Raw genomic sequence first — 24469 nt, forward strand, 5'->3', positions numbered from 1 at the left:
TAGTGCGCGTAATTACAGGTTGTAGCCACGTTCGTTGTGTTGTGCCAGATCGAGGCCAACCGACTCTTCTTCCTCGGTTACACGCAGACCCATCACGGCGTCCAGAACCTTGAGGATGATGAAGGTGACGATTGCGGTGTAGATCACCGTGAAGCCAACGCCTTTGACCTGAATCCAGACCTGCGCGCCGATATCGGTAACGGTGCCGAAGCCACCCAGAGCCGGCGCCGCGAACACACCGGTCAGAATCGCGCCGAGGATACCGCCGATGCCGTGTACGCCGAATGCGTCGAGGGAATCGTCATAACCGAGTTTGCGTTTCAGGGTGGTGGCGCAGAAGAAGCACACCACGCCCGCCGACAGACCGATCACCAGTGCGCCCATCGGGCCCACGGTACCGGCAGCCGGAGTAATCGCCACCAGACCGGCAACCACACCCGAGGCGATGCCCAGAGCACTTGGTTTGCCGTGGGTGACCCACTCAGCGAACATCCAGCCCAGCGCAGCCGCAGCAGTCGCGATCTGGGTAACCAGCATCGCCATGCCGGCGGTGCCATTGGCCGCCGCAGCGGAACCGGCGTTGAAGCCGAACCAGCCGACCCACAGCATCGCCGCACCCATCAGGGTGTAACCGAGGTTGTGCGGTGCCATCGGGGTGGTCGGGAAGCCTTTGCGCTTGCCCAATACCAGGCAGGCAATCAGACCGGCCACACCCGCGTTGATGTGCACCACGGTGCCGCCCGCGAAGTCGAGCACGCCCCAGTCCCACATCAGGCCGCCGTTACCGGACCAGACCATGTGCGCGATCGGTGCGTAAACCAGGGTGAACCAGATGCCCATGAAGATCAGCATCGCGGAGAACTTCATCCGCTCGGCGAACGCGCCGACGATCAGCGCCGGGGTGATGATCGCGAAGGTCATCTGGAAGGTGATGAACACCGCCTCAGGGAACAGCGCCGCTGGGCCGGTCAGGCTCGAAGGCGTGACACCGGCGAGGAACGCCTTGCCCATGCCGCCGAAGAACGAGTTGAAGTTGACGACGCCTTGCTCCATGCCGGTGGTGTCGAACGCAATGCTGTAGCCATAAATGACCCACAGGATGCTGATCAGACCGGTAATGGCGAAGCACTGCATCATCACGGAAAGAATGTTTTTCGAACGAACCATGCCGCCGTAGAACAGCGCCAGGCCCGGGATGGTCATGAACAGCACGAGGGCTGTGGAGGTGAGCATCCAGGCGGTGTCGCCGGAATTGAGGACTGGGGCCGCCACTTCGTCTGCCGCCATTGCAAGGCTTGGCATTACGATGGACAACAGGGCTCCTAGCCCTGCGAATTTACGCAGAGTCATATTGTTTTCTCCTGGGGCGTTGGGTTTGTGGCGGCTTTTAAATCGCGTCGGTATCGGTTTCGCCGGTACGGATACGAATCGCCTGTTCCAGATTGACCACGAAGATCTTGCCGTCACCGATCTTGCCGGTGTTGGCAGCCTTGGTTATCGCCTCGATAACACGATCCAGATCCTTGTCGTCGATGGCCACGTCGATTTTCACCTTGGGCAGAAAATCGACCACATATTCCGCGCCGCGATACAGCTCGGTGTGACCCTTCTGCCGGCCGAAGCCTTTGACTTCAGTAACGGTAATGCCCTGCACGCCGATTTCGGACAGCGACTCGCGCACGTCGTCCAACTTGAACGGCTTGATGATGGCAGTGACTAGCTTCATGAAACTCTCTCCCGAATTGGTGGACTTGCCCCAGGAAAACAAACCCGACTCAAGTCTAAGCGCAGTGCCTGGCTTTGTAACGCATCGTCGGCCTTGACCGCCCGACTGACGCCAGCTAACCGCATCAGACGAAACTCCCCGTTCCGCCTGCCGCACTGCATTCGTCACAGCGACTGCATCAGTGCATGGGTCACAGGTGACTAAGCAGAAACCTTGCCATCTCGCCAAAACTCACTGATTTCAATCCCTTGGCCGCTGCCGCAGGCACTCCCGTGCAAAAGGCGTCGCGGATACGCACAACAACGGTGCGTCGCCGTCCGTCCGCCTGCGCGAAAAGCGTGCATCCCTGCCTGCGAGATTGACTATAGACACTGCGTGATACACTGCCCGCCATTGTTTTCAGGACATTCCCCATGCTCGCGCCCAAAGACTTCCTCGACGCCCTGAGCGGCACCGCCTCCCGTCTGTTCAGCGGCGACACCCCGCTGCCGAAAGCCGAAATCGAAAGCCAGTTCAAGATGCTGCTGCAAAGCGCGTTCAGCAAACTCGATCTGGTGAGCCGGGAAGAGTTTGATAGTCAGATGGTCGTGCTGGCCCGCACTCGCGCCCGCCTTGAAAGCCTCGAAGCGAAGGTGGCCGAGATGGAAGCGAAGCTGACTCCGCCAGCCGAGTAACCCTGCTCCCCCTGTAGGAGCTGCCGAAGGCTGCGATCTTTTGATCTTCAGCCCTTCAATCATCTCGGCAACGTCCTACAACCTGAGTGACCGCCGTCCGATTGCGTCGAAAAGCCCCGGTTTCTAAGCTCACCCGATGCTGAATGTTCAGCACCGGGTTTGGCGACCTGGAAATCCTCGACGCAAGACGACCACATTCGTACAGGGCGCTTTTCCCCTCTCGAGTTATGGCGGCTTTGCGTGGGAGACCTTCGGGTCTGCCGGATTTCGGGGTTCCCGGTTCGCCAACCTGCGCATAGCTGCCACCCTTTTCGTTTGGCGACGATTAGAGGCAGTTTCTTCACTCAACCCTGAGAACTGCACCATGGAAGAAACCTATTTAAAGCCGTACATCTTCACTCGCCACAAACTCCCCCTCCACGCCCTCCTGATCCAGAACCAACCCTGGTTCTCCGCCCGCGACCTGAGCCGCCTGCTGCACATCTACCTAAACGCACGCATGCTGCGAAAACTCGACTCCGACCAACACCAAACCCGCAAAACCCTGATCCACAACCAAACCGAAAACACCCTGCTGATCAGCGAATCCGGCGTCTACGCCCTCCTCGTCTACCACTACTGCCCCGAATACCGAGCCCTGCGCGAATGGCTCACCCACCAGGTCATCCCCACCCTGCGCGACACCCAACACCCCACCACAAGCGAACGTCCACACCTCAGCTTGCTCAGTTGGCCGGACATGACGTTGAGTTTGTTGCATTGGAATAATCAGCCGTGGATACGGTTACAAGATGTGCCGCAGATGATGGTGGAGCGAGAGCAGGTAAAACGTCCTATAGGAACAGCAGGTTCTTGGTGGAAAAAGGCGCTGCAGTTGATATGAATACCCAATCTAAACGCCAAGAGCACAAGGTCCGTATGAGTCTAAAAAAGCGAAAAGCAAAGCTGCTTAAAATTTTTGAACTGCGCGCGGAAACGCTTAGTTTGAGCGTGCGCCCTTCAGCCAATCAACTGAGGTTTATTGAAGTTGCCCTGACGTGTGGGCCAGAGCTTGAGCCAAGTGGCCTGCTGGCTGGAAGAAGACATTGAATTTGGCTAGATAGCAAAAAAAGGCGTCCAAAGGACGCCTTACAAATGTTCTCTGAGAAATAGTTACCGCAACTCTTGAGTTCCCAACCGTCCGACCTTGAATTCGGATTCAAGCGCAATGTGCCAGCCGTTCAACTTGATCACGGATGGAAGCTCCTTTCTCAATTTCAGCTTTTCGCAAATCGTAAGTCGATTGCAGGTTCAGCCAAAATTCAGGGGTGGTGTCTAGGCAGATAGCAAGCCTTAACGCCATATCAGCGCTGACACCTCGCCGCTGTAGAACAATATCGTTCACCGTCGGAGTCGACACATTTAGTGCTCTCGCCAACGCAGCTGCTGTAAGGCTCAAAGGCTCCAGGTACTCCTCTTTGAGGATCTCACCGGGATGAACCGGACGCATACCATTCTTAGTCATAGTCACCTCAGTGATAATCGACGATTTCCACACCCTCAGGGCCATTAAGCCCCCAGACGAAGCAAATTCGCCATTGGGCGTTTATCCGAATGCTGAATTGCCCTTTTCGATCTCCTTCCAGAGCTTCGAGCCGATTTCCCGGAGGAGACCGGAGATCAGCTAATACCGCTGCCGCATCAAGCATCGTCAGCTTGCGTTCCGCGACACTCAATATGGCTGACCAGAAACGGGTTTTACCGCTGCGGAACAGGTATTCGGTTTCAGAACATCCGAAGCTAACGATCATAATTTAAATCTTAACGTTATGCATTAATCTTGAGTGTATTCGCGGAAATCATCAAAGCAAACAGTCCATCTTGTGATTTGGGTGTTCTTTCAAGACTCTCAGAAATGGACTACTCACGCGGCCCGGTCCTCACCGAATCCGTTGCTTTTTCCTACACAAACAACTCGCATGTCCGCTTGCAGTACTGGATAGATTCCTTGCGACTTGTTCCAGCAACATCCTGAGAAATTTTCGCGCGCCGCTCGACCCGCTTAAGCGTCTTCTCCCAACTACCCTTCAAAAACCCGCAGGAAGCGGCCCCCGATTCAGCTCAAGGAACGACCATGTCCCTCTCCATCGTCCACAGTCGCGCCCAGATTGGCGTGGATGCTCCCGCCGTTACCGTTGAAGTCCATCTGGCCAACGGCCTGCCGTCACTGACCATGGTCGGCCTGCCCGAGGCGGCGGTGAAGGAGAGCAAGGATCGGGTGCGCAGCGCGATCATCAATTCCGGGCTGCAGTTTCCGGCGCGGCGGATCACCTTGAATCTTGCGCCGGCGGATTTGCCCAAGGATGGCGGGCGGTTTGATCTGGCGATTGCCTTGGGGATTCTGTCGGCGAGTGTGCAGGTGCCGTGTCTGACGCTGGATGATGTGGAGTGTCTCGGTGAGCTGGCGTTGTCCGGTGCTGTGCGGCCGGTGCGAGGGGTATTGCCGGCGGCATTGGCGGCACGCAAAGCCGGGCGGGCGCTGGTGGTGCCGCGGGCGAATGCCGAGGAGGCGTGTCTGGCGTCGGGATTGAAGGTGTTTGCGGTGGATCATCTGCTGGAGGCGGTGGCGCATTTCAACGGGCATACGCCAGTGGAGCCTTACGTATCGGACGGTTTGATGCATGCCGCCAAACCCTACCCCGACCTCAACGAAGTGCAGGGGCAAATGGCAGCCAAACGTGCGCTCCTGATTGCGGCAGCGGGCGCGCATAACCTGCTGTTCAGCGGCCCGCCAGGGACGGGCAAGACGTTGTTGGCCAGTCGATTGCCGGGACTGCTCCCGCCGCTGCCTGAATGCGAAGCGCTGGAGGTGGCGGCGATTCAATCGGTTGCTAGCGGTGCGCCACTGACGCATTGGCCACAGCGTCCCTTCCGTCAACCGCACCACTCGGCATCAGGGCCGGCGCTGGTCGGTGGCAGTTGTCGGCTTTCGAAATAGAGGCGATTTTTTCGAAATTAATGCGACTGGAATATTCTACGCTTGTGGCGCCACAACTGCTTGCAACCTGCGACGCGGCATCCCGGAACACGATCACGCCCATGACTATTGAAAACGCGCACGTCTACACATCGGGGGGGGGGGCAAGCTCTGCCTCAACATGTTCTACGGCAACAACTTTTCCTTCGATTTGCCGCGAGGGATTCGCTTGGCGGAAAATCTTGCTTTTTAAGCCGTCGGCACGGATGGGCTCAGTTGCTTTTGCAGGGCCGCCCAGTTTTCTGGCGTAACATACCCTTCACATGCGAGCCCATTCCATGACTTTTGAGCCACCACAGAAAGGCAACCCGCATCAGTTGACGATAAACCAACACACTTTCCCGAGCGCCAGCATTTCTCGCTTCGCGAACGAGAAAGGGGCGGTTCAGGTGCTGCGCAAGGCGTCTGAAAAGGTCTTTCATGCCAGGCCAGCAGACCAGATCTTCTGCGCCCTACGGGTTTGGGATCAACAGGCGGAAGGCGGGTTCATGAAAGACATCGAGGACGCCTTCCAGGCTCTAGCCAGCGTTATCCTCGATAATCCTGCCTTTCGCTTTGGCCGCCAGCATTTCACCGTGATCAACGAATTCTACTGCCTCTGGAAGATCCGAGCGCAGTGGAAGAAGAACGAACGGCTGGCTAACCCGTCAATCGGCGATGCTCCAGAGGTAATTGGTCTCCGGCATCACTACACCCAAGATGAGCAGGAGCTAATGGAGGCTGAAGGTATCAGCTGTATCCGCCCCGACCTCACTATTTCAAGCCGCGCGCTGGTTGCACCGTCGATCCGCCTCACACTTTCCGACGCGGTAAGGGCGATGAGCGGCGAAGCGTGGCAGCTCCTGCAGGCTGTCGAGGGGGAGTTCGTCGTGCCGGACAACTTTTCCAAATGGCTGTTTGTACCGCTGTCGCCCACCGCCTGCCTCTGCGCGCATCCTGAAGTGAACCCATCCAGGCTGCACCGTGATGGCGTGGCGGTCATTAATCGCCTTGCCATGGAGGCCAGCATCGATTACTACTTCGCTCGCGACCTAGCTCATTGCCCACAATGAGGGGCACATGTGATATTTAAAACTCTAACAACACAAGAATTAGACAGCCATGACGGAAGATGAATACCTAAGGATAGTGAACAATATTAGCAATGAAGAAGTCGCAAAAATAATGTTCGAGGCATTATCAACTTTGCATATGCACCTGGAATGGCAGCACCAAGCCATGTCAGAGGCTGACAAGTGGATATATTGCTTATTCAAAACCTTTTTCAAGATGTACAATACAACCTACCATTTATCTAATGAAATACCTTATTTTTTTAGGCCAGAAATAAATTATATTGACGTAAGAAGCGTAAACATACAAATCCGAAGCTGCCACGAAACATACTTGACCTACAACTATATCACCAAAAGCAAATTTGCCACCGGCGGACGGGAGGAAAGAAAATTCAAATACACCGCTTACGAACTTGCGGGAAACCTAGACAATAAACGCACTTATGAAAGAATAAGACAATTTGAAGGATACAAAGATCTATATGACCAGCAGATCGGGACGATTAACGAAAAAATTCTTGAGTGCCGGAAAATACTTACAAAAAGCCCAATTTACAAGCTGCTTTCCACGGAAATTAAAAATGCAGTGCGAAATGGACAATGGAAGATAACCACTAAAAAAAAGCTTAGCTGGGCTGATTTGCTGGATTGCACCCCTATTCCAAGAGTATATGGTGAATTCGTATACAATAACCTATGCCTTTACACACATGCGAGCCATGCCTCGCTAGCGCTGGAAGCGCAGCATGATCTGAATATGATCAACGCACTCGCACACTTATACAAACTTGCAGCACTTATGTGTGACACTACCGTGTATGCATTCAATCTGGATGACGTGCTTGATCTTCGAACGAGAGCACTTATAAATGACCTAGCGGTCATGGGAAACAATATTGTGGCTAAAGCCGAAAATGCTCGACGTGAACGGCAGGAAGCTCATCAGGCTGCCCCATGAGGCCTCGCTAGCCAGAATCCCCAACTCGCGGTACGATTGCTTCCGTAACCGCCATCCGGGACTTCTTCAGATTCATTGATCCACGTTAAACGCGAGCTTTGCACCTAACGTGTGAAGGCTGCTAAGCAGCTAATGAACTGAAGGAATGCATCATGTCTTATCGTGATCATAAAGCCGTGCAGGTGCAGCAGTACCAGCGTTTTCGCTTTGGCAAGAGGGAGCATGTGCGTAAGCACACGCGCGCTCTACCTCAGCGTTGATTAGGACCTGGTGGCGGTTACACCTAAGAGCTCCGCGAAACCCACCTACCCATAGGTGGGCAGAGCACTCAAGGTCGAATCCATCGATCAGCTAGTTGCCAAGATCGGGACGACCTTTTGAACCGGTCTCCCCGGGCGTTTGAGCCAAAGACCGAAGCCATTGCGTTTCTTGACTCTGTATCCTGCCAATGCCCCCAGCCAGCCTGACTTTCCGTAAAGTTTTGCCGCCGACAACCAAGGCGAGCGGCGGCCTAAGTGAGGAACCAGGAAAACAGGTCGCGCTATGCATCTACCGGGTCAGTTTCCGGTCACGGCAACAAACTTAGTGCTTTTGCATATTTTTCAGCTACAGCTCGAAACCCCCGTTTCGTGGGATGCAGTTCGTTATCCCACCAATCTCTGTATGTGTGGTCGTTTCTCAGTGTGCCACGCAAGTCTAAATGGCGCACATGCCCGAGCCCGTCGACATTACCTAGTAACGCCAGCATTTCGTTTAACCGATCAATTAGTTGAGTCACAATCTGCTGGCGCTGATCCGGATCCTCATACCCTTTTTCCCGAAATCCAGGTTCCAACCATGGTCCCGGTAACGGTCCCCAACCGCCAAAGTAGCCCCTACCGTCTGCGACGGCATAGTCGTAGCCATGTAAAAGAATGGGTACGGGATATCCCAACTGCCGTTTGGTTATTTCCGTCACGGCCGAGAGGATAGTTATGTAGGCTGAGCGAATTCGCACATCCAAAAAACCGCTCACTACCTGTTGGTTAAGGCCCGGGTTCCCGCTTTTAGCATGATTTAAAAGCGCGGCAAAAGACTCTCCCGCCACATCATTTCCGCCTCCCGAAATCAGGATGGCTTTCGGCGCCTTGTTGGACCGAATCATTTTCTCCAACTTGCGCACTAACGGAATGAGCTGTCCCGTGTTATAGGCCATATCCTCAATCCGGTCCCCTCGATGGCTGACAGAATCAACATCGAAGCCGTGATGGTCCTCGAGCTCCGATAGGACATCTTGCCACGGATAATCAAACCAGGAGTCGCCCTCAGCCAAGAGAGTTCCCGCTCCCGGGGGAGCTAGTCCCATTAGACCAATCTGCTGACTGCGGTACTCGTAAGCCTCATCCGCCTGCCTCGATCCAATTTCGATAGCATCATTATCTGGCGTACTCATGAGTCCCTCCTTGTGCCTTGGTCAATTATCGAACTCGAGTAACAGACTGTCGGGAAACGGTCCGTCGTATTTCATCTGCCCATCCTGTCCCGCCTTGCGTCGAAGCCCTTTCCTTCGTAACACGCTTCGGCAGATTGCCGATATCTGGACACGATTGATGTGGGCTCCGAAGCAAGTGTGTCGGCCACTGCCAAACAGCAGGTAATCGCCAGCCGGGCGCCCCGGTCGAAACAATTCCGGGTTTTCGACTACCGCTTCATCGAACATGGCCGACCATACTGCAGCCACAATAAAACTGCCGGCCGGGATGTGAGCCTCACGCGGAGTTCCGCGTGCGATCGTGCAGTCGGAGGCGCAGACCCGATAAAGGAACGGATGTTGCGGTTTGAAGCGCAACGCCTCGAAGACAAAGCCGTCTAACGTCGTGTCGTCGCGATTAGCAGCTTCTTGAGCGGCTGCCAGCATGTCAGGTTGATCGAGTAGTACGTCCAGAACGTTGGCAACACACTCGCTTGTGGTATCGACGGCACCGACTGCCAGTCCCGTAAGATTGCGACGGATACCGTCATCGTCGAGAGCTAGTGATGACGCGGATTGCAGTCGCAGCAAGCGTGTCATGACGTCGTCCGGTGTCGTCTCGCCCTTCGCGATGGCGGCTTTGCGTTCGGTAATAGCTGCAGATAAGTGTGTTTCGAGTGCCATCGCGGCCTCATCTGCAGCCTTCACCGCTTTCGACTCGTTAGTCAGATTTCGGAATAGGTCCCAGAACAAGACCCGCATCCAGTGCTGCAAAGTGCGTTCATCGGGGCCGTTTACCCCAAGATACCAAGCCACGAACCGTGCCGGGACAACGCGTGCGAGATCCCGAACCAGATCCAGGCTACCGTGCTTAGCTGTCGCGACCAGCCTCTCAGCTTCGCTTTGAACAAACCGCTGGATGCTCACGAGATCTCCCCGTCCCGAAGCTAGGCGAAGGGTCGACACCTCGCGCTCGTACTCGGGCGAATCCGGCATACCTAGGAAGAAGTGCGCGTGGACACGCTGCATGCGCGGCGTGTAGATCGCTTCAGTAAATTCAGCATCACGGTACAGGATTTCATGCACATCCGGCTGGCGCGTGACGATGATGGCCCGTGGGGATTTGAAAATGGGTTCTGACCGACGCAGTTCGTCAAACATGGCCTTGGTTTTGGTAGCAAGCCAGTCACGCACTAGGCTCGCTTGAGCCGCAGCCAATTCCATCGGATTCTTGGACAGACTCTCAAGAGCTTTGTACTCGACCAGAAACGACGTTTCCATGGAGATCTCCTTAAAGCGTACCGTCTGCTAAGCGTCCGAGTGTCGTGATACCCGGCATCAGAAAATACCCACCGCCGCGCGTCGAAACAAATCGGCTCAAGCCAAAAAGAAACGGATTATGAGTTGCGCCTGGCACTGTGATCTGGCCGTCGAGGTTGGCTCCAATGATGGGGTCTCTTTCCTCGGCTAACAGGCCGGCGAATTCACCTTTGTTCACCCACTGCTCCTGGATAAACTCAAACTGAGCTTCTATGTCTGCGTTTAGGGCGAGAAATACAAGGCCGCGATCAGCGTCGGGGGCGGTCTCGAAGGGGGGGCCGTAGGGCAAGCCGCGCCGCAGGATGCGGTGAAAGGGCACATGTGTACCATCGCTGAGCGCATCGCGTGGATTGGTCCGTCGAATGTGCGCTCCGAGCGGACAGCGCTGGCCTGTAGGGTCGTCCCGGTAACGAAAGTCGTTCTCAGCCGATCCTGAGTCATGGGACGGTGATAACACAAGTGGTGCACCACTGCGCCAACGTCCTATGAGATTTGCCGCCATTCGATCCTGTGCCACTTGGCTGTCGGAACCAAATGCACTTAAAGCTGCATTCCGCACAAAGGCCCGAAAGGCCGCTACATCCTGCGCCAGTTTTCGAAAGACTACGTATGTACCGTTTGAGCAAAGATCGAAGAGTGGAGGCGGGAATGGCGGCGCTTCTCGCTCCTGTGTGTATCCGAGCAGGAACTCACCCGGTTTGAGTGGTCTCCATCCTCCGTTGTTTTGCGGAACGCCCATACCGGGTTCGTCGACAAATCCGCCCTCAATGCTCGGCTGACCTATGCCGTCTCGAAACCCGAAATGCTCACGCTGCTCCGCTAGGGCATCGGCCAAGATCACCCTGGCCACTTCAATTAGCCCAAGGGTATTAGCCGCCTGCTGCAAGGCCGCGACGCGGCTCTTCCGAGCGCTCTCGCTCTCAGCGTTCACCATCACCATCGCATGGATGGCGGCATCGTGAAGCTGGGGCTCCCAATGATCGGGCGCGCTCATGCCGGTATCGCCCAACTGGTGAGCGCGAGCGTACATCCCCTCTCGAAAGGCTGCAGGCAAAAGAGTTAATCGTTGGGGAGCGACCCCCAAAGTCTTCAGTCCAGCAAATGTGAGGGCACAGTTCAGGGTCGCAGAAGGCTTTTTGCGTTGTCCCGTTACGAAGTCTTCTGGCCAGATTTCCGAACTTGTGACACCCATGTCCAGTAAATGACGCAACCATTTTTTACCTTCTGTCGCACTTGGAAATTGCAAAAAAAGATAAGCGGCCCATGGGTACCGATATGCCCTAAGAATGTTGCCTTGGATATCGGCAAGATTCAGGTAAATGTCGTTGGCTGTTTTCATTCTTTCAGCTACGCCTCCTAAATTTTAGGGGGCTTAGCCAGTTCGCGCTGATAAGCGTTCGTCTTTTTTTCCCAATCGAGTGCTTTGATTACCGTCGGAACACTTGCGTCCGGATAGGCCGCGTAGAAAAGATTGGTCTCCACTTGGTGGGAGCGCACGTACTTCGCGAACGCCTCGTAGGGTTTTGCTCCGGGGTAGCCGACGCAATTGCTCCAAATTGCATCCAGCCCGGCCGCAGCCAGTTCGACGAAATCTCGTAGGTACTTCTCCCATGTGCCGTCAAAATTACTTGTAAATAATAGCCGGGAGTCATTGTCGAAAATTACCCAGCGTGCGTAGTGAATCGACGAGATGCGCTTGATCGGGCTGTCCGGGTTAACCTGAATCCCATTAAGAACGTCCCGCAAATGATTAGCCTTACCCTCGATAATCGGAGTGATTACGGTCAGTTCGGTGACTTGTCCAATGGTCTTGCTAATTATGCTTTCCATGCTTATTCCTCTCCTGAATCCGTCCTAGAACGGGTATTGCAGTGGTCTGCCGACTAAGGAGTAATTCGCCATGCCTTTAGTACGGCTACGTGCGTAAACGAGCATTTTTATAGTAGTACAGGATTTATATTCGGCCAGCAGAGGCAAGTTTTCTGATGAGGTGTTTCAGTCAGGCCGAGCGAAGCTTGGCCTATTTCATCCGTCAAGAATGTCTGACTGAATCGGCAAAGCTGCGGTCTTGTCCGCTCAAATAAAGCGGAATAGCTCGGCCAGTGTCGAGTCTCAGTTCATCGAATCGTTTCTGAGGTGGAGCTTCTGGAGGCGAAAAAAAAGCCCCGCCGAAGCGGGGCCTGTTTTACAGATGGTCGAGGTGGTCGCGCAGCCAAGCATAGGCGCGATAAGCCTGAACCATCCTCAGCAGAGCGCAAAAACCCTGCCATAGACGGTACATCCATTTGATCAGACGCATCAGCGACTTCTCCAACAGAAGCCTGACCCCGTCGCCCTTACCGGGCAGAGCGACAGTTCTACTGAAAGAGGTCGAATGCTTTCAGCGAGCCAGGTGTTAGTCGGCCTTTCCAATCCCGGCACGTTTTCCAAGACGTGGATGCGGAGGGGCCCAGGGCAATCCTCGCCCTTGGGTTAACGTAATACTCCAAAACTGGTACCCAAAAAAAGCACTTTGGTCGATTAATCAGATTATTTTTCATATGCGCAGAAAGCGCTTGACGCTAGTGACAGCCAAGTGATTGGCATGCTGTCAAAGAATTGCCAGATGTTGACAAGGCGGTACTATCTGTTTGTTTTCGCCGAAATTATCCTTTACTCGACGTCTTTCAGTTTGTCCACAAAAAGTTTTAACCACCAGTTAACCCGCTTAATTGCGAGGTTTCCTCAACATAATGTGGTGTATTCACTATTGCATAAAGACGAATACGTAACCTATGATCGGCTCGTCGAATGCTTTCAGCGAACCGTTAAACCGAATGCCCAATTCGGTTGACACAGAAAACCGCCTCTCCAACGGCGGTTTTTTTGTGCCCGTGATTTTCCTCACGCGATCTTCTCAGATCCACCAGAAACCCGCGCGACACAACCCCGCGCACGGCGACCTCTTGCACCAAAGCGACCTTGCACTGCTTAGCGTTCTAGACTTTTCATGGTTTGTCTATCCTTTCCGCATGCAGTCGCTCCAGGACATCGCTCAGCGCGCGAAGGGCTGTTGTGGCCATGAGCTTCAAATCGGCGCTGTCGATCAAGTCCGAATCATGCAGAGCGGCCATATAACCCTGCGCCTTCTGGTAAAACTCCCGAGCATCCGCTTTCGAGATCGCACCCATGAGCTGGGTCAGCAACTCAAACCAGGCGACCTGGGCTCGGTCATTCGGCAAAAGCGGTTGTCCGGATAATTCGTGAGGGGTGTCGGCCATGGCGCATCCTTTTCGGGTGACTTGCGGTCGGTGGGAAATTAAGGGGATGGCGGTGATTGACGCCCAGACAGGGGGAAGTGGGTACCGCCCTCCCAGACAGTCACGCCAGGTGAAAACGCTGCGCCAACCGTGCGTAGGCATGATAAGGCGAGCATAATCGAACCACTCGAACGATAACGCGAGTGCATGGATTATGAGCGAAAAGAACCGTTGGGTAGTCGAGAGCATCGATCCAAAAGATGGCAGCGGAGATGTAATTATCAATCTTCCTGCCGAACTCCTTGCCCAAACCGGCTTGGAGATTGGCGACGAGCTCAGTATCGAGATGCAAAATGGCTTGATTATGCTAAGCCCTATAGGTCGCTCATCAATTATTCGGCCATCGTCGGAATCCCCACGGGCGGCCCTACATAGGACTTACAGGTCCCTGCTTGAAACGTATTTGCGTATCCCGCCTGACGCCTCAGATCTCGCCATACATAAATCGATAGAGTCCGGCTTTCCAGCCGCTAGGCTCCAGGCGCTCTGCAATGACGGCGTCTTAAGGTCTATGGACCGGGAATGGATCATCTCAAATAAAATGTTCCACGCTTATCTAAAAGACGATCTGCCCTTAGACGTCGGTGCCAGCGATCGGATGTACCGCGCCTTGCATATGGTTGCGATGGCGACCGCTGTTTTCGGTGCATCCGAAAAAGCGACGCACTGGCTCACCAAACCAAAATCCCATCTCGCAGGAAAAAGCCCGTTTGAGTTACTTCAGACCACCGTTGGCTTTCATTTCGTCGAAGAAATGTTGATCCGCATAAGCGAAGGCTTGTACAGCTAAAAGCTTCTACCAGCGGCATGACTACAAGTAGACGCCAAGAACACCTTCGACAAATTTATCTAGAGAACTATGGGGGCTTCGGCCTTGCCGATCCAACCAGAACCCTCGCATCCCGAACGCAGTTGGGCCATCGCAATCGCACTCCTTAGAATCCCCAATCATCCACACGTCTGCCGGCGATGCCGATACAGCGTGAACCGCATGGCTGTATATTTTGAAAGAGGGCTTAACGGCGCCAATCTCAAAGCTGTAGGAGTATCCATCGAGTGTTGGATAGAGGCGTTCAATGGCCGCTGCATAGGGTTTTGCGAGATTTGAACAGACCGCTACCTTGACGCCCGCTTCTTGCAGCTGTCGAACGGCATGAATGCCATCCGGGTAGGCCCGGATGTCGGCAAGTTCGCGGCCGAGGTCTGACTCCAAGCAAACCATCAGCGAGGGATCGACACTAATCCCGAAAAAATCAGCCGCCTGGCGTAAGTCCATAGGCAAAGACAGGATGCATTCCGCATCGTGTGGCTGAGGTCGGCGACCCTGCTCGATCCCGATTTTCAGGATTTTTCGGTAAGGGCTACTGCCTTTACTGATCTTTATGAGGGTGCCGAAGGCGTCGAAGATGACTGCGGGAATGGGCATAACAGCACTGGGCCTCGAAAGGGTGCGTTTCCAGGCAATATGAAAGATTCAGCCTATTCCGAGCATACATTTTCCAATGAATATCCAGACGATTGGACTTCGCTACAACCCGCCTCAATCTCTCGATGCGAGCTGCCGCAGCTTTGGATTGTCAATCGCGAGGTTAGATTTGAGAATAGATGTGCCTGTGATTCATGTGTCGTTACCCGACGCACGGACCGTCGCAGCCGATGAAAGTACCCGCTCCTAAGGCAGGGTTGGTCTACGCTGTTAAAGCCGATTTTCGGCTACGTTCGCTGAAGTCGCTTATCAGTTTGGCATCAATGATCAATGAATCGGAGGTGAGCATGAAAAATCGTGAAGATTACGATGCTGGGTGGACGCAGAAAACGTTTAACCCTGTAACTGGTAAATGGTCGTCGAGGGGCGCCTCCCGAAACATGCTTTTGGCTCAACAGGGTGGTGCACAAGCTGTACGGAATGCAGGCGCTATCGACGCTTATAACCTAATGGCGCCTTTGTTCGAGCAGTATCAAAGCCAGCTGGATGCTTCGCAAAAAATCAATATTCAATTGTTGCAAGAGCTTTACAAACTCCAGGGCAAAAAGAGGCCCTGACATGATCCCGCCTTCAGCGTTCAAAGCCTGCTCTCGCGGGCTTCTTATCTATTTTTGCCACCGTGTACCAACCAGAATCAGTAACAAAGCTTTGAATCAAGTGATCAGTATCTAGTCTTTTTAACGAAATGTATTGAATAAATGCTGCGAAAAGATTGCGCGCAGAAATATCCATAGATGTTGACAGCATTTTCAATGCGGCACATGCGAGAGCCGACAACCGCTAAGAGTAGTCAGTATCGACGTTCTTAGTGGTGATGCGAGAGTAGCGGACAAACTTAAGCGGGAGAAGGAAAAATGCCGTTAGTAACTCGAAACGTTTTTATCGATACGCAATTTTTTGTCAGAGCAAACCTTGACTTCAACTCTCGAACAATAAAACACTTTGAAGAGCTATGCAGCAAGAGCGAGCTCAACCACCTTACCAGTACCATTGTGGTAAAAGAGGTCCGCCGAAAAATTGTTGATCAAATTCAAGAGGCACTGAAAGGCATTAAGAATTTTCGGCGGAAAGCCGCTGTTCTTAAGGAGCACGATGATGAAAACATTAAAAAACTTTTCACAGAAATAAATGAAAATCTATTAGAGGAACGAGCACTAAAAGCGTTCGAAGACTTTATTGAGGAATCTAATACAAGCGTCATAACCATGGATGGTGTAGATGGCAATGAGATAATTGACATGTTTTTTAATTTCACCAGCCCATTCAGCGCTCAAAAACCTAACGAATTCCGTGATGCTTTCTCTCTCCTTTCGATACGTTCAGCGTTAAACACCCAGGAAAAGGTATACGTCGTTTCGGCCGACCCAGACCATATAGCTTTCTGCGAGACCAACGATAAATTTATCAGCATTGAAACGCTCAGCGAACTTCTCGATGTTTATAACAAGCACAATGACGAACGGACCAACTTCATTGAGCGTTTTCTGGAAATCAAGAAAGACGAAATTACGCAGCAAATTAAATCCCAACTCGAAGATGCGGAGACCTATAACTCTTCTACATGGGAGGATGCAGAGGTCGACGACTTTGAAGTTATAGAAATAGAAGAGTTTGAGCCACAGATAATCTATCTTGATGATGAAAGCTGCCAAATAACTTTTGAGGTGACTGCAAAATTTTTAGTGAATGTTAGCGGCCCTGACACTGCGAACGGACATTACGATAAAGAGGATGGAACTCTCTATACCTTTGGCTCTACAGACCGCCAAGAAGAGGAAGAAAAAACATTTTCGGTGGAGTTGGACTTGTCGTTCGAGGAAGATGAAGGGGAGTTCATAAACGATGAGTTCCACTTGCGCATAAATGGATTAGGCGGTGGCATCGAATTCGGCGTTGAAGAAACTCCATGGGAAGATCCTAGGATGTGATTTTCTAGCGAGCAGCGGCCTGGACACTAGCTGCCGCTGCCCGTATGGCATTCCCGGTGGCGGGTCGGGGGCTAAAGAGAAAGCGCGGCTAAATGCACTTGACTAGCTGTGCTAGGATCAGATTTGGAACATCTCTGGAACGACATGCACCGCTTATCCACCATAGCCCACAGCTATAGGCTGAAATCTATCGTTAAAACAAGTCTAACGCTTTGGCAACTTTAGATCTTTTTCTCTTGCTTTTTCAAACCACGCCGGCACGTTAAGAGTTTCACTACTTACTCTGTTCGGAATCATGCGCCAAAATTCAACGATTGCGTCGGAAAACTCCCCTAGCTGATGATCTGTAACCAACAGATTGGCGTGATCAATGCAACGAACGTCGAGGTCGCTTCCGTCAGCAGACTGAACACGCAGGTACTCAGAATGACCGGCTTTTAGCTTATCCAAGGAATTGCCTTCGCCGTGCTTATAGACATTGACGACGTATCGACAAGCGCTCAACTTTAAGAGGCAGCCTGCGTCGGGGTTTGCAAGCCCGCAGCTCACTAGTAGCTCTACAATGTCTTCGAAGGTGGCTTTCCACACCGCATCTGTAACGTTGGGCCCCCTGTGCCAGTGTTGAATCTCCGTCATAAGCCACCGCCGCAACTCCTTATCCCAAGCGTGGTACATACCCGCGACGATTCCAAGCCTGGTTTGGTCTCGTAGCTCACTCAGTAGCAGGAAATACTCGACGCCTTCATGAAAGGCGTCCTCTTCGATACTTCCTGGATCATCTCGATCAGGGTCAAAATATTTAGAATGCTGATCCAACCAACGCTCTGCTGCCTCTTCCGCTTCCTTCTCAATGTTATTGAACTGAGAAAGCAGCTTATTTACTCCCTGTTCAACGTAGAAACGATGTTGCTCAATAACGGATTCTCGCCATGGGCCCCAAATGTCAAAATACGTCGCTGGGCGCATTTTCTTTTTGCCTTCCTGATCCTCTAGTGTACTGAACATACTTGGTCTCCGAGATGGCAGTTACAAAGCCCTGCTAGTGACTAGCGGTTTTCATTCAAGGGCAACGGTACAGATATACACAGCAAGTTTAAGGAATATCGAAAGCCCAGAGATGCCAGAGGCTGATCTCCCCGGGCGCCCCACCAGCTTGATAATTCCACTGACGCTCATGCGTGCTCTTGCCACAGGCAGGCACCGGCAGTCCGGACTGAATGAGATGCTGCGCATTGTCCTGAATTACCAGCAATGACTGATCCTTTTTCAGCGGTGCCTCCAGCGTTGCTATCCCCCGATGGGGCTGCTTGCGGTACGCGATCATGAGGCCATCTTGCATTGCCCAAGCATAATCACCACGCACAAATCGAGAAACGCCTTCCTTGGTGTAATTGGTGAGACTCTTCTTTTGGGATACAACTTTTGTCTCAGCAAATATGCCAACGTAACGGCGAGTATTAGAAATCGGACGGTTAGCAAGACGGATCACGAGGTCTGGCTGTTTGTTGATGACTTTTAAATCAAAGTTTCCAATGTTAGGTGAGCGTTCGACATTCTCAAACACATCGGACGTAAAACCATCAATAGGACAGTCGTCAGAATCCAGAAAATGAGAAAGTATTTCGCAAAGAGCGTCCGTGTAGCGGTCCTCCTCTGGGTTGCCTGGCGTGACAGGCGAGAGGTGCTCTATCGGGTCTGAGCAGATGACGGACCAGGCCTGCTGCAATGCTTGGATCACTACGGCCAAGACATTCGGGGAGACCCTAACGGGGAATCCAGCATTACCAGAGATCAATTTTCCAGGACTTCCATGTGGACCAATCATCTAGCGACCCTGCTCCTTGTCACACGATTGAGGATTGCATCGTTACGTTTGATTAAATCCAAAGCAAGCGTACGTGCGGCGGTTCGGGTCCAGTATCGACGCTGATTCAAGATACCTAAATAGACAGCGCTCTCCTGATGGAACTCCACCAGTGTGCATCCCATGTCATCTGCCATGTTCAACGCCCCAAGCAAATCAGAAGTTTTGGGCATGTCATCAAGACTGCGCTCCCCGACCCTTATGAATCGCCATGGCGAAAGCGGACTCTGTGGGTACGCAGTCAGCTCAAGCGGCTCATCACTAAGATCGAAAGGCGTAAGGATCTTTTCGAGCGACTCCAAGTATCGGTTTACATCCGCCTCATTGGGTGGAGATACAGCGAACCGTTTCACCCGAGAGAAAGGAAGAGCAGTGGACAGGCGATCTTCAACGAGAGTGATATCCGCCGGCGCTAATCGATAGATGGAACTGACAATTGAATCAACGTCCTGCATTACGAAACCACCAGATTCGGCCTTCGCGAGGAGTTCGTGTAAGAGATCGATACTCTTCTTGGGTAGCGAGTCGAGCGGGATTACCGGAAATTGCTCGATATCCGATTTCTGTATAGCTTCGCGCTCGCAACCAAAAATGCTGCTGGTCATCAATGCGTAGTACAGAAACAGCTTGCTGTTCATCAAAGCCCACAGATATACGGACATAAGATGAGGCTCTGCCACTGCTGCGCAGCTGTATCCAATGTACGATTCGCGGTATGCGACTCGGTCAAGAGCCAGCATTGCAGTAGGCGCGTTGTCCTGAGTACTAGGTGATTTCCTCAGCAACACCAACGGCGGATCATAGATATTGGAATGACGCTTGCGGTGCACACGCTTAAGTTCGAACGGGAGCAAATCTTGAGTAGGTACTACGTGCCACAGCGCTTCCCTCGGGTCCGGCATCATCGGCAAACCAGTGAGGAACCCTGCTTCTTCGTCTTCGCTACTGGTCTGATATCCATGGCCATGATGGATGCCGACACTATCGGCGTAGGCTTTTAACGTTGGTCGCTGCGCATCGGGTTGTACGCCGCACTCGCGCTTTTCGGGGCTCTTGAGAGGCCGCTTAACGTCACGCTGTATTTTCTCCAGCAAGGCAACATCCAAGCCATTGCCTTTCGCGAGCGTTTTAAACAGATGAGGCATTTGCCCGACCATATCGGCGTCAGATGCCCAAGCATCTTTGTGATCGATACGTATACGGCCCTCTGCATTGAGCGTTCGGTCAACTGCAGGTGTCACTGCATAGAACTGGCTTCCCGCCTCAGCGGCGCGATTTCGCGCGAAAAGAAGACAGAAATATGCGGCGTTGCTAGGCCAGACTGGGGTATTACGCAGCTCCATTCCGTTCAGAACGTATTTGACATCCAATCCACTGAAAAGCGCCTTGCGCGCATCTAGACCCTGCGGTGTCGTTTTGATCAATAAGCGGGCGTGGAGAGCAAAAGCCAACACGGCGCCGGGCTTTGCCCAGCGGGTTGACTGCCAAACGAATGGCAAATCTGGGACCCCATCAGGATTGGCCACAGGAGTTATTCCACGCTCGACCATTGCCTGACGCGAGACTTGATCAAACGCTTTCTTTTGCTTAAGCGCGGCAACGGAGGTCCAAGGTGGATTACCGACGATCACATCAAACTGTCCGCACAAGAACTCGTTGGCCGGCCTACTCAGACTGCCTAAGCACAGGCCACTGGTCTCATCTACCCAGTTTTCAGCGTCAAGCAAGACACGCCCTTGAAGGTGGTCAAACTTAAGATCCTGTAACTTGGCAACATCAGGATCCAGCTCCAAAGCGGTCAAGTACAAGGCCAGAGCACTTAACTGCCGCGCTGCCGGGTTGATGTCCATTCCGACCAACTGGTTGTTAAGTATGTGCCGTATTACCTTCGTAGTTGGCTGCTTGCCTGTAGCCCTCCAGTAGCCTTGAACAAGCCGTCGAAATGCGGCAAGCAGGAACACGCCACCACCTGCAGCAGGGTCCAATACCCTTGCCTTGTAGGCATCTTGGCCCAGCATACCCAACGCTTGGTCTACAACGTACTCTGCCAAGTGCCGGGGCGTGTAATAGACGCTCTGCGCTTTTGCAGTTGCCGTCTCAAAGCGATGAATGTATTCCTCGTACACCTGACTAAGGAGGCCTACGGGGATATAGGCAAAATGCAGATCGCTCCAGGAAAACTGTGTCTGATAAGCACCATCACCCACAGGCTTGTCGCCTCTGATTATCGCGCTCAGATCGTCCAAAGCCGATGTTCCGTTACTGACATTCAGGCCCTTAAAATAGGCCTCACTTCCATCATTCGGGAGGGTCAGCAAATCGCCGTTAAACGTCTCGTCAAGCCACGCTGAACTGATCGCGGCAAACTCTGGTGTAGACAAGCAATCCATAAAACGTGGTACGCCGGGGAAGGGGTTTTGATCCTCAAGAATCCCCCGGTCGTAGAGGAATCGAAGAAAAATCGCCCGCCCCGTCATTGCCAATGCCTCAGTTGCACTGACTCCCCGGAACTCAATCAACTCCTCAGTGACGACATTCAGCAACTCGAGCATTAGGTCATGCGTGCTGATACCGTCTGAGCGCCCCGACACATCCCCAAAAGCTAGTTTGGCGAGTAGACCTGGATGCAGATCCGCAGTCTCCAGTAGCGGCGAGGCATTTACATCGCGAGCTTGCCCTAGCGCGTAGACCTGCACACTGCCAGGACGCAGAAATACGACATAGGGAGCATCCGACCTTAGTGCAAGGCGGGACATGTCCCTGCATCGATCTTGAGAATGCTGCAGGGGCTCATGCCTAAGGTCCCAAATGTAAAACAGTGGCTGATCGTCCTTAAGAACCACTGCATCCGGTGTAGGCTCCTCACGCGCGTGTGCATTGACCAGACCCAAGAAATCTAGGTGCTCTGGCCGAAGTGCAAATGACGCCTGCGCAAAGGTCACCACTGTCTCAGGCTGCGTGCCCAAGGCAGTAGCAATGGATTGGCGGGTTAACTCAGCAGGCAACATCGTAAACTTTTCCCTGTTTTCGCACTGTGTAGACTGGCTTCTCGACTCGCAAGCAAAGTGATGAGCAGCTTTGTATTGGCATCACGCCGGCCTTCCTTTCATCACTTCGAGCGGAGGAAACACTAAGCTGGATTGAGGGCTTCCCTCTTCAACGGAGAGACATTTTCGAAGCGCTGAGATCAACGGGCTAAGCGGTATCACGATGCGCGCGCGCGTATCCCATTTTGGCTCAGCAGATAAGCTAGTTAACTCAATGGACTCCCCATCGAAAACTACTGCTTTGTCCTCAAGACCAAACCAGGCCACTTGAGAGCAGCTCTGGAATAAAGCATCAGCATAGGGGGCGACGTGGCGCACTTGAATACCCAATGCATGCAACTGAGCCACGACCTTAAGCGAGAGTAGATCACCAGAGGAAAAACAAGGGCCGTAACCCCGCTTCCCTTTCAAGGGTGCAAGTGTTTGTCGCCAATGCCGGAATGTCTCTTCGGAGATTCCGATGGCTTCTTTGACTTGGGCAGGTACAAATCTCATATTGGGAGTATACGCCTCCTAATTCGTTGCTATCCACGATTTAGAATAGGGCTAATCACGTACCTATGCTTGTTCGGTAGACGGACGCAGAGCCGACACCTCGCTCCAGAGAATTCTTTGCGTGGGGAGAGAGCTCCATGACGCTGATAGCTGCCTTAACTCTTTCCAAGTAGGGTTTCCTTCATTGACGCTTGTTCCTCTGCAGTCAATCCAGTCAAGCGGCTTGGCTGTTGCCGTCCTCAACAGATCACAGAGAGTGAAAAATGACAGAAGTAGAGAACCGTAACTCGATCTTCATTTCCTACGCATGGGGCAAAGGATTAGAAAACAAGGAATGGGTACGTCAGCGCATCGTTAGCAGTGTGGATTGGAACCACGACGTATTCTGGGATCGCGACAGCATCGCCTATGGGGAATCAATCGACGCCGCTATTGCGCAGGCTTTAGCCAAGCGCCCGATACTAATTCTGTGCCTATGTGACCAAGACTATGTGAGTGCTGCTCAACAAGAAGGCTCGGGACTGTTCCGCGAGCTGCAGATGCTGACCAACATTGCCGACGAGCCTGGAGTTCGTATCGTCCCTCTCATTCTTGAAAACGGATGCACTGACAATCTGCCCGCCCCTCTGACTGGGCGTCTTTACCTAAATCTACAACCTCTACACCAACTGAGCATTGATCTCGGAATGGCTGTAATGAGCGTGGCCGAGGGCATGAAACCGGCACAGGTACAAAACGGCATCAACTCTCAACTGGCTGCATTCAAATTACGCCATCGCGCACTCGACTTCCTGCGCAAACGGCCAGTGACGATCTGGGGTAATGGCCGCTCCCACGAGGTGATGGTTTATCGACAAGATGCGACACCCCATCCACTGCTGCCGGCACAGTGGATGTGGGAAAGCGATAACTGGAATTACATGCTCAACGATGATAGCCCAACGTTCTGCCCATCAAAGGCTCGCTGGCATTGGGAACTTTCGTCCTCGTCAATCGATATGCGCCCCCTCGCGACAGCAGTGCTGTCAACATTCTTCGAGCAGCTAACCGGCGAGAACGAACAAAAACTCCTAAATCAGGGAGGCGTCGTCCTCGCGAACACGTTCTTCAGAACGGTCATGATTTCCGAGCCATTTAGTTTTGACGCAGATGACATCGTTGGATTCCTGATGCGTCGCGATGAGGGTTACGAAGCGCTGGAAATGCTATTAAACGCAGCTGATTCGAATGTCGAAGTCGCCCAGCGACAAGCAGCAGATTACTGAGTGGCTCCGGCTGCTGGCGATGCCGGCGCACTGAGGGGCGCAGGCGAGCCGGTTACCAAGTTGGCTGGACTGGGTACCGGTGCCGCAGCCACTGTCGGCGTACTCGGGTTGTGGTAAGCCAACGCGGCGTATCCGACCGCTGCGACCGTCCCCACAAGCGTTGCGACCGCAACAAAGCGATTACGACCTTCCTTGTTCTGACGCTGCAAACGCTTGATCAGATCTTCGCGGAACGATTCCAGCTCTTCGTGTGCGACGCGCAGATTTTCCAGATGAATTGAGCACTGGTCGTAATACTCAGAGCGATCCTTTGCGGGATCCCTGGGTGCCAAGATCAGCTTGTGAGCTGCATTAATCTGAGTCCTGATTTCCGGATACCGGCTGACCGTTTCGGAAATGATCAGATTACGGAAATCTTGCTGAAAGATTTTGATCAGTTCTAGCTGATGCGTCACACCCGCTTCGACCGCATCGTAGATCGCACGCTTGCAGTGATTCTCGGCCTTGCCAAGTTGCGCGCTAGCTCCGTCACCGGTGCCAGCCAGAAATTGGGTCATGTGATAGCCGGCGTAGCGCAACTCATTGATTGCGGGTATCGACAGCTCCTGGTTGAGGTTCTCTACCAGTTTGATTTTCTCTTCAGCGAGCTGGAAAAGGCGCACCAATTCTTGTGCGCGAACGCGCACATCCAGCTCCTGGATGTCAGGCATGGACAAGTCTGTCACGGCGAGAGCTTTCTCAGAACGAATGTTGAGCAAGCTTTTGCTTGCGAGCTTCGATTTGGGCGGCGGTCACGTATCGACCACGCTGCAAATTGACATTGCCACGGGCATACGAGCGAACGAGGCCCGCAGCTACAGCGGCGGAAGCCGCTTTGGAAGTGCTC

General features: G+C 53.1%; 23 protein-coding genes and 1 pseudogene. 10 read left to right on the top strand and 14 right to left on the bottom strand.

Annotated elements, in window-relative coordinates; translation table 11 throughout:
• Positions 1-12: 12 nt before the first annotated feature.
• Both ACA074_RS27155 and glnK read right to left on the bottom strand, forming a co-directional pair.
• Positions 13-1350: an ammonium transporter gene (locus tag ACA074_RS27155; protein WP_497678104.1), complete on the bottom strand. Its 1338-nt coding sequence runs from the start codon at positions 1348-1350 to the stop codon at positions 13-15.
• A 37-nt stretch (positions 1351-1387) separates the two neighbouring features.
• Positions 1388-1726 carry a P-II family nitrogen regulator gene (gene glnK, locus ACA074_RS27160; protein ID WP_002555808.1) on the bottom strand — a complete coding sequence of 113 codons (339 nt, stop codon included), beginning with the start codon at positions 1724-1726 and terminating at the stop codon, positions 1388-1390.
• A gap of 413 nt (positions 1727-2139) precedes the next feature.
• Between glnK and ACA074_RS27165 the strand changes: the two genes are divergently transcribed.
• From ACA074_RS27165 to ACA074_RS27175, 3 genes are all read left to right on the top strand, one after another.
• A complete protein-coding gene (locus ACA074_RS27165; RefSeq protein WP_007920416.1) occupies positions 2140-2400 on the top strand; it encodes an accessory factor UbiK family protein in 261 nt (86 codons plus the stop codon).
• 364 nt (positions 2401-2764) lie between these two features.
• Positions 2765-3283, top strand: coding sequence for a BRO-N domain-containing protein (locus ACA074_RS27170; protein ID WP_497678105.1), 519 nt, complete (start codon positions 2765-2767; stop codon positions 3281-3283).
• On the top strand, positions 3280-3489 hold the full coding sequence (locus ACA074_RS27175) for a hypothetical protein (RefSeq protein WP_497678106.1): 210 nt from the start codon (positions 3280-3282) through the stop codon (positions 3487-3489). Before ACA074_RS27170 ends, ACA074_RS27175 begins: the two co-directional genes overlap by 4 nt.
• A gap of 109 nt (positions 3490-3598) precedes the next feature.
• On the opposite strand, the gene ACA074_RS27180 is transcribed toward ACA074_RS27175, so the two are convergent.
• Entirely contained in the window at positions 3599-3904 is a 306-nt protein-coding gene (locus tag ACA074_RS27180) for a HigA family addiction module antitoxin (RefSeq protein ID WP_093097040.1), read from the bottom strand.
• Positions 3905-3911: 7 nt separating this feature from the next.
• Entirely contained in the window at positions 3912-4190 is a 279-nt protein-coding gene (locus tag ACA074_RS27185; RefSeq protein ID WP_331693068.1) for a type II toxin-antitoxin system RelE/ParE family toxin, read from the bottom strand.
• 323 nt (positions 4191-4513) lie between these two features.
• On the opposite strand from ACA074_RS27185, the pseudogene ACA074_RS27190 reads away from it, so the two are divergent.
• From ACA074_RS27190 to ACA074_RS27200, 3 genes and pseudogenes are all read left to right on the top strand, one after another.
• A pseudogene (locus tag ACA074_RS27190) lies at positions 4514-5365 on the top strand (YifB family Mg chelatase-like AAA ATPase); the annotation flags it as partial.
• A 329-nt stretch (positions 5366-5694) separates the two neighbouring features.
• Entirely contained in the window at positions 5695-6468 is a 774-nt protein-coding gene (locus tag ACA074_RS27195) for a hypothetical protein (RefSeq protein WP_497678107.1), read from the top strand.
• A gap of 49 nt (positions 6469-6517) precedes the next feature.
• Complete coding sequence (locus ACA074_RS27200; protein WP_497678108.1) at positions 6518-7429, top strand: hypothetical protein; 912 nt, start codon at positions 6518-6520, stop codon at positions 7427-7429.
• A gap of 568 nt (positions 7430-7997) precedes the next feature.
• Here the strand turns inward: ACA074_RS27200 and ACA074_RS27205 are convergent.
• From ACA074_RS27205 to ACA074_RS27225, 5 genes are all read right to left on the bottom strand, one after another.
• Positions 7998-8861 (bottom strand): SGNH/GDSL hydrolase family protein, encoded by an 864-nt coding sequence (locus tag ACA074_RS27205; protein WP_497678109.1) that lies wholly within the window; start codon positions 8859-8861, stop codon positions 7998-8000.
• A 21-nt stretch (positions 8862-8882) separates the two neighbouring features.
• Positions 8883-10160: a cytochrome P450 gene (locus tag ACA074_RS27210; RefSeq protein ID WP_497678110.1), complete on the bottom strand. Its 1278-nt coding sequence runs from the start codon at positions 10158-10160 to the stop codon at positions 8883-8885.
• Between the two features lie 10 nt (positions 10161-10170).
• Positions 10171-11538, bottom strand: a complete 1368-nt coding sequence (locus ACA074_RS27215) for a Dyp-type peroxidase (protein ID WP_497678111.1) — start codon at positions 11536-11538, stop codon at positions 10171-10173.
• A gap of 17 nt (positions 11539-11555) precedes the next feature.
• The gene (locus ACA074_RS27220) at positions 11556-12029 is read right to left on the bottom strand and encodes a hypothetical protein (protein ID WP_497678112.1); all 474 of its coding nucleotides are present in this window, start codon (positions 12027-12029) and stop codon (positions 11556-11558) included.
• A gap of 1157 nt (positions 12030-13186) precedes the next feature.
• Positions 13187-13459 carry a hypothetical protein gene (locus ACA074_RS27225; RefSeq protein ID WP_497678113.1) on the bottom strand — a complete coding sequence of 91 codons (273 nt, stop codon included), beginning with the start codon at positions 13457-13459 and terminating at the stop codon, positions 13187-13189.
• Between the two features lie 193 nt (positions 13460-13652).
• Here ACA074_RS27225 and ACA074_RS27230 point away from each other — a divergent pair, with 193 nt between their 5' ends.
• Positions 13653-14288: an antitoxin Xre/MbcA/ParS toxin-binding domain-containing protein gene (locus tag ACA074_RS27230; RefSeq protein ID WP_497678114.1), complete on the top strand. Its 636-nt coding sequence runs from the start codon at positions 13653-13655 to the stop codon at positions 14286-14288.
• A gap of 21 nt (positions 14289-14309) precedes the next feature.
• Here the strand turns inward: ACA074_RS27230 and ACA074_RS27235 are convergent, their stop codons facing one another.
• Positions 14310-14924 carry an HAD family hydrolase gene (locus ACA074_RS27235; protein WP_497678115.1) on the bottom strand — a complete coding sequence of 205 codons (615 nt, stop codon included), beginning with the start codon at positions 14922-14924 and terminating at the stop codon, positions 14310-14312.
• A 347-nt stretch (positions 14925-15271) separates the two neighbouring features.
• On the opposite strand from ACA074_RS27235, the gene ACA074_RS27240 reads away from it, so the two are divergent.
• Both ACA074_RS27240 and ACA074_RS27245 read left to right on the top strand, forming a co-directional pair.
• The gene (locus ACA074_RS27240; protein WP_497678116.1) at positions 15272-15541 is read left to right on the top strand and encodes a hypothetical protein; all 270 of its coding nucleotides are present in this window, start codon (positions 15272-15274) and stop codon (positions 15539-15541) included.
• 297 nt (positions 15542-15838) lie between these two features.
• Entirely contained in the window at positions 15839-16912 is a 1074-nt protein-coding gene (locus tag ACA074_RS27245) for a PIN domain-containing protein (RefSeq protein WP_497678117.1), read from the top strand.
• Between the two features lie 204 nt (positions 16913-17116).
• Here ACA074_RS27245 and ACA074_RS27250 read toward each other — a convergent pair whose 3' ends face one another.
• The 3 genes from ACA074_RS27250 to ACA074_RS27260 form a co-directional block, all read right to left on the bottom strand.
• Entirely contained in the window at positions 17117-17917 is an 801-nt protein-coding gene (locus ACA074_RS27250) for a hypothetical protein (RefSeq protein WP_497678118.1), read from the bottom strand.
• A gap of 88 nt (positions 17918-18005) precedes the next feature.
• Entirely contained in the window at positions 18006-18737 is a 732-nt protein-coding gene (locus tag ACA074_RS27255) for a hypothetical protein (RefSeq protein WP_497678119.1), read from the bottom strand.
• The gene (locus tag ACA074_RS27260) at positions 18734-21784 is read right to left on the bottom strand and encodes an HsdM family class I SAM-dependent methyltransferase (protein ID WP_497678120.1); all 3051 of its coding nucleotides are present in this window, start codon (positions 21782-21784) and stop codon (positions 18734-18736) included. The genes ACA074_RS27255 and ACA074_RS27260 overlap by 4 nt, the downstream gene beginning before the upstream one ends.
• A gap of 797 nt (positions 21785-22581) precedes the next feature.
• Between ACA074_RS27260 and ACA074_RS27265 the strand changes: the two genes are divergently transcribed.
• A complete protein-coding gene (locus ACA074_RS27265) occupies positions 22582-23583 on the top strand; it encodes a toll/interleukin-1 receptor domain-containing protein (protein ID WP_497678121.1) in 1002 nt (333 codons plus the stop codon).
• Here the strand turns inward: ACA074_RS27265 and ACA074_RS27270 are convergent.
• On the bottom strand, positions 23577-24293 hold the full coding sequence (locus ACA074_RS27270) for a hypothetical protein (protein WP_497678122.1): 717 nt from the start codon (positions 24291-24293) through the stop codon (positions 23577-23579). The genes ACA074_RS27265 and ACA074_RS27270 overlap by 7 nt on opposite strands.
• Positions 24294-24469: the final 176 nt, after the last annotated feature.

This window comes from Pseudomonas sp. LBUM1655 (assembly GCF_059716085.1).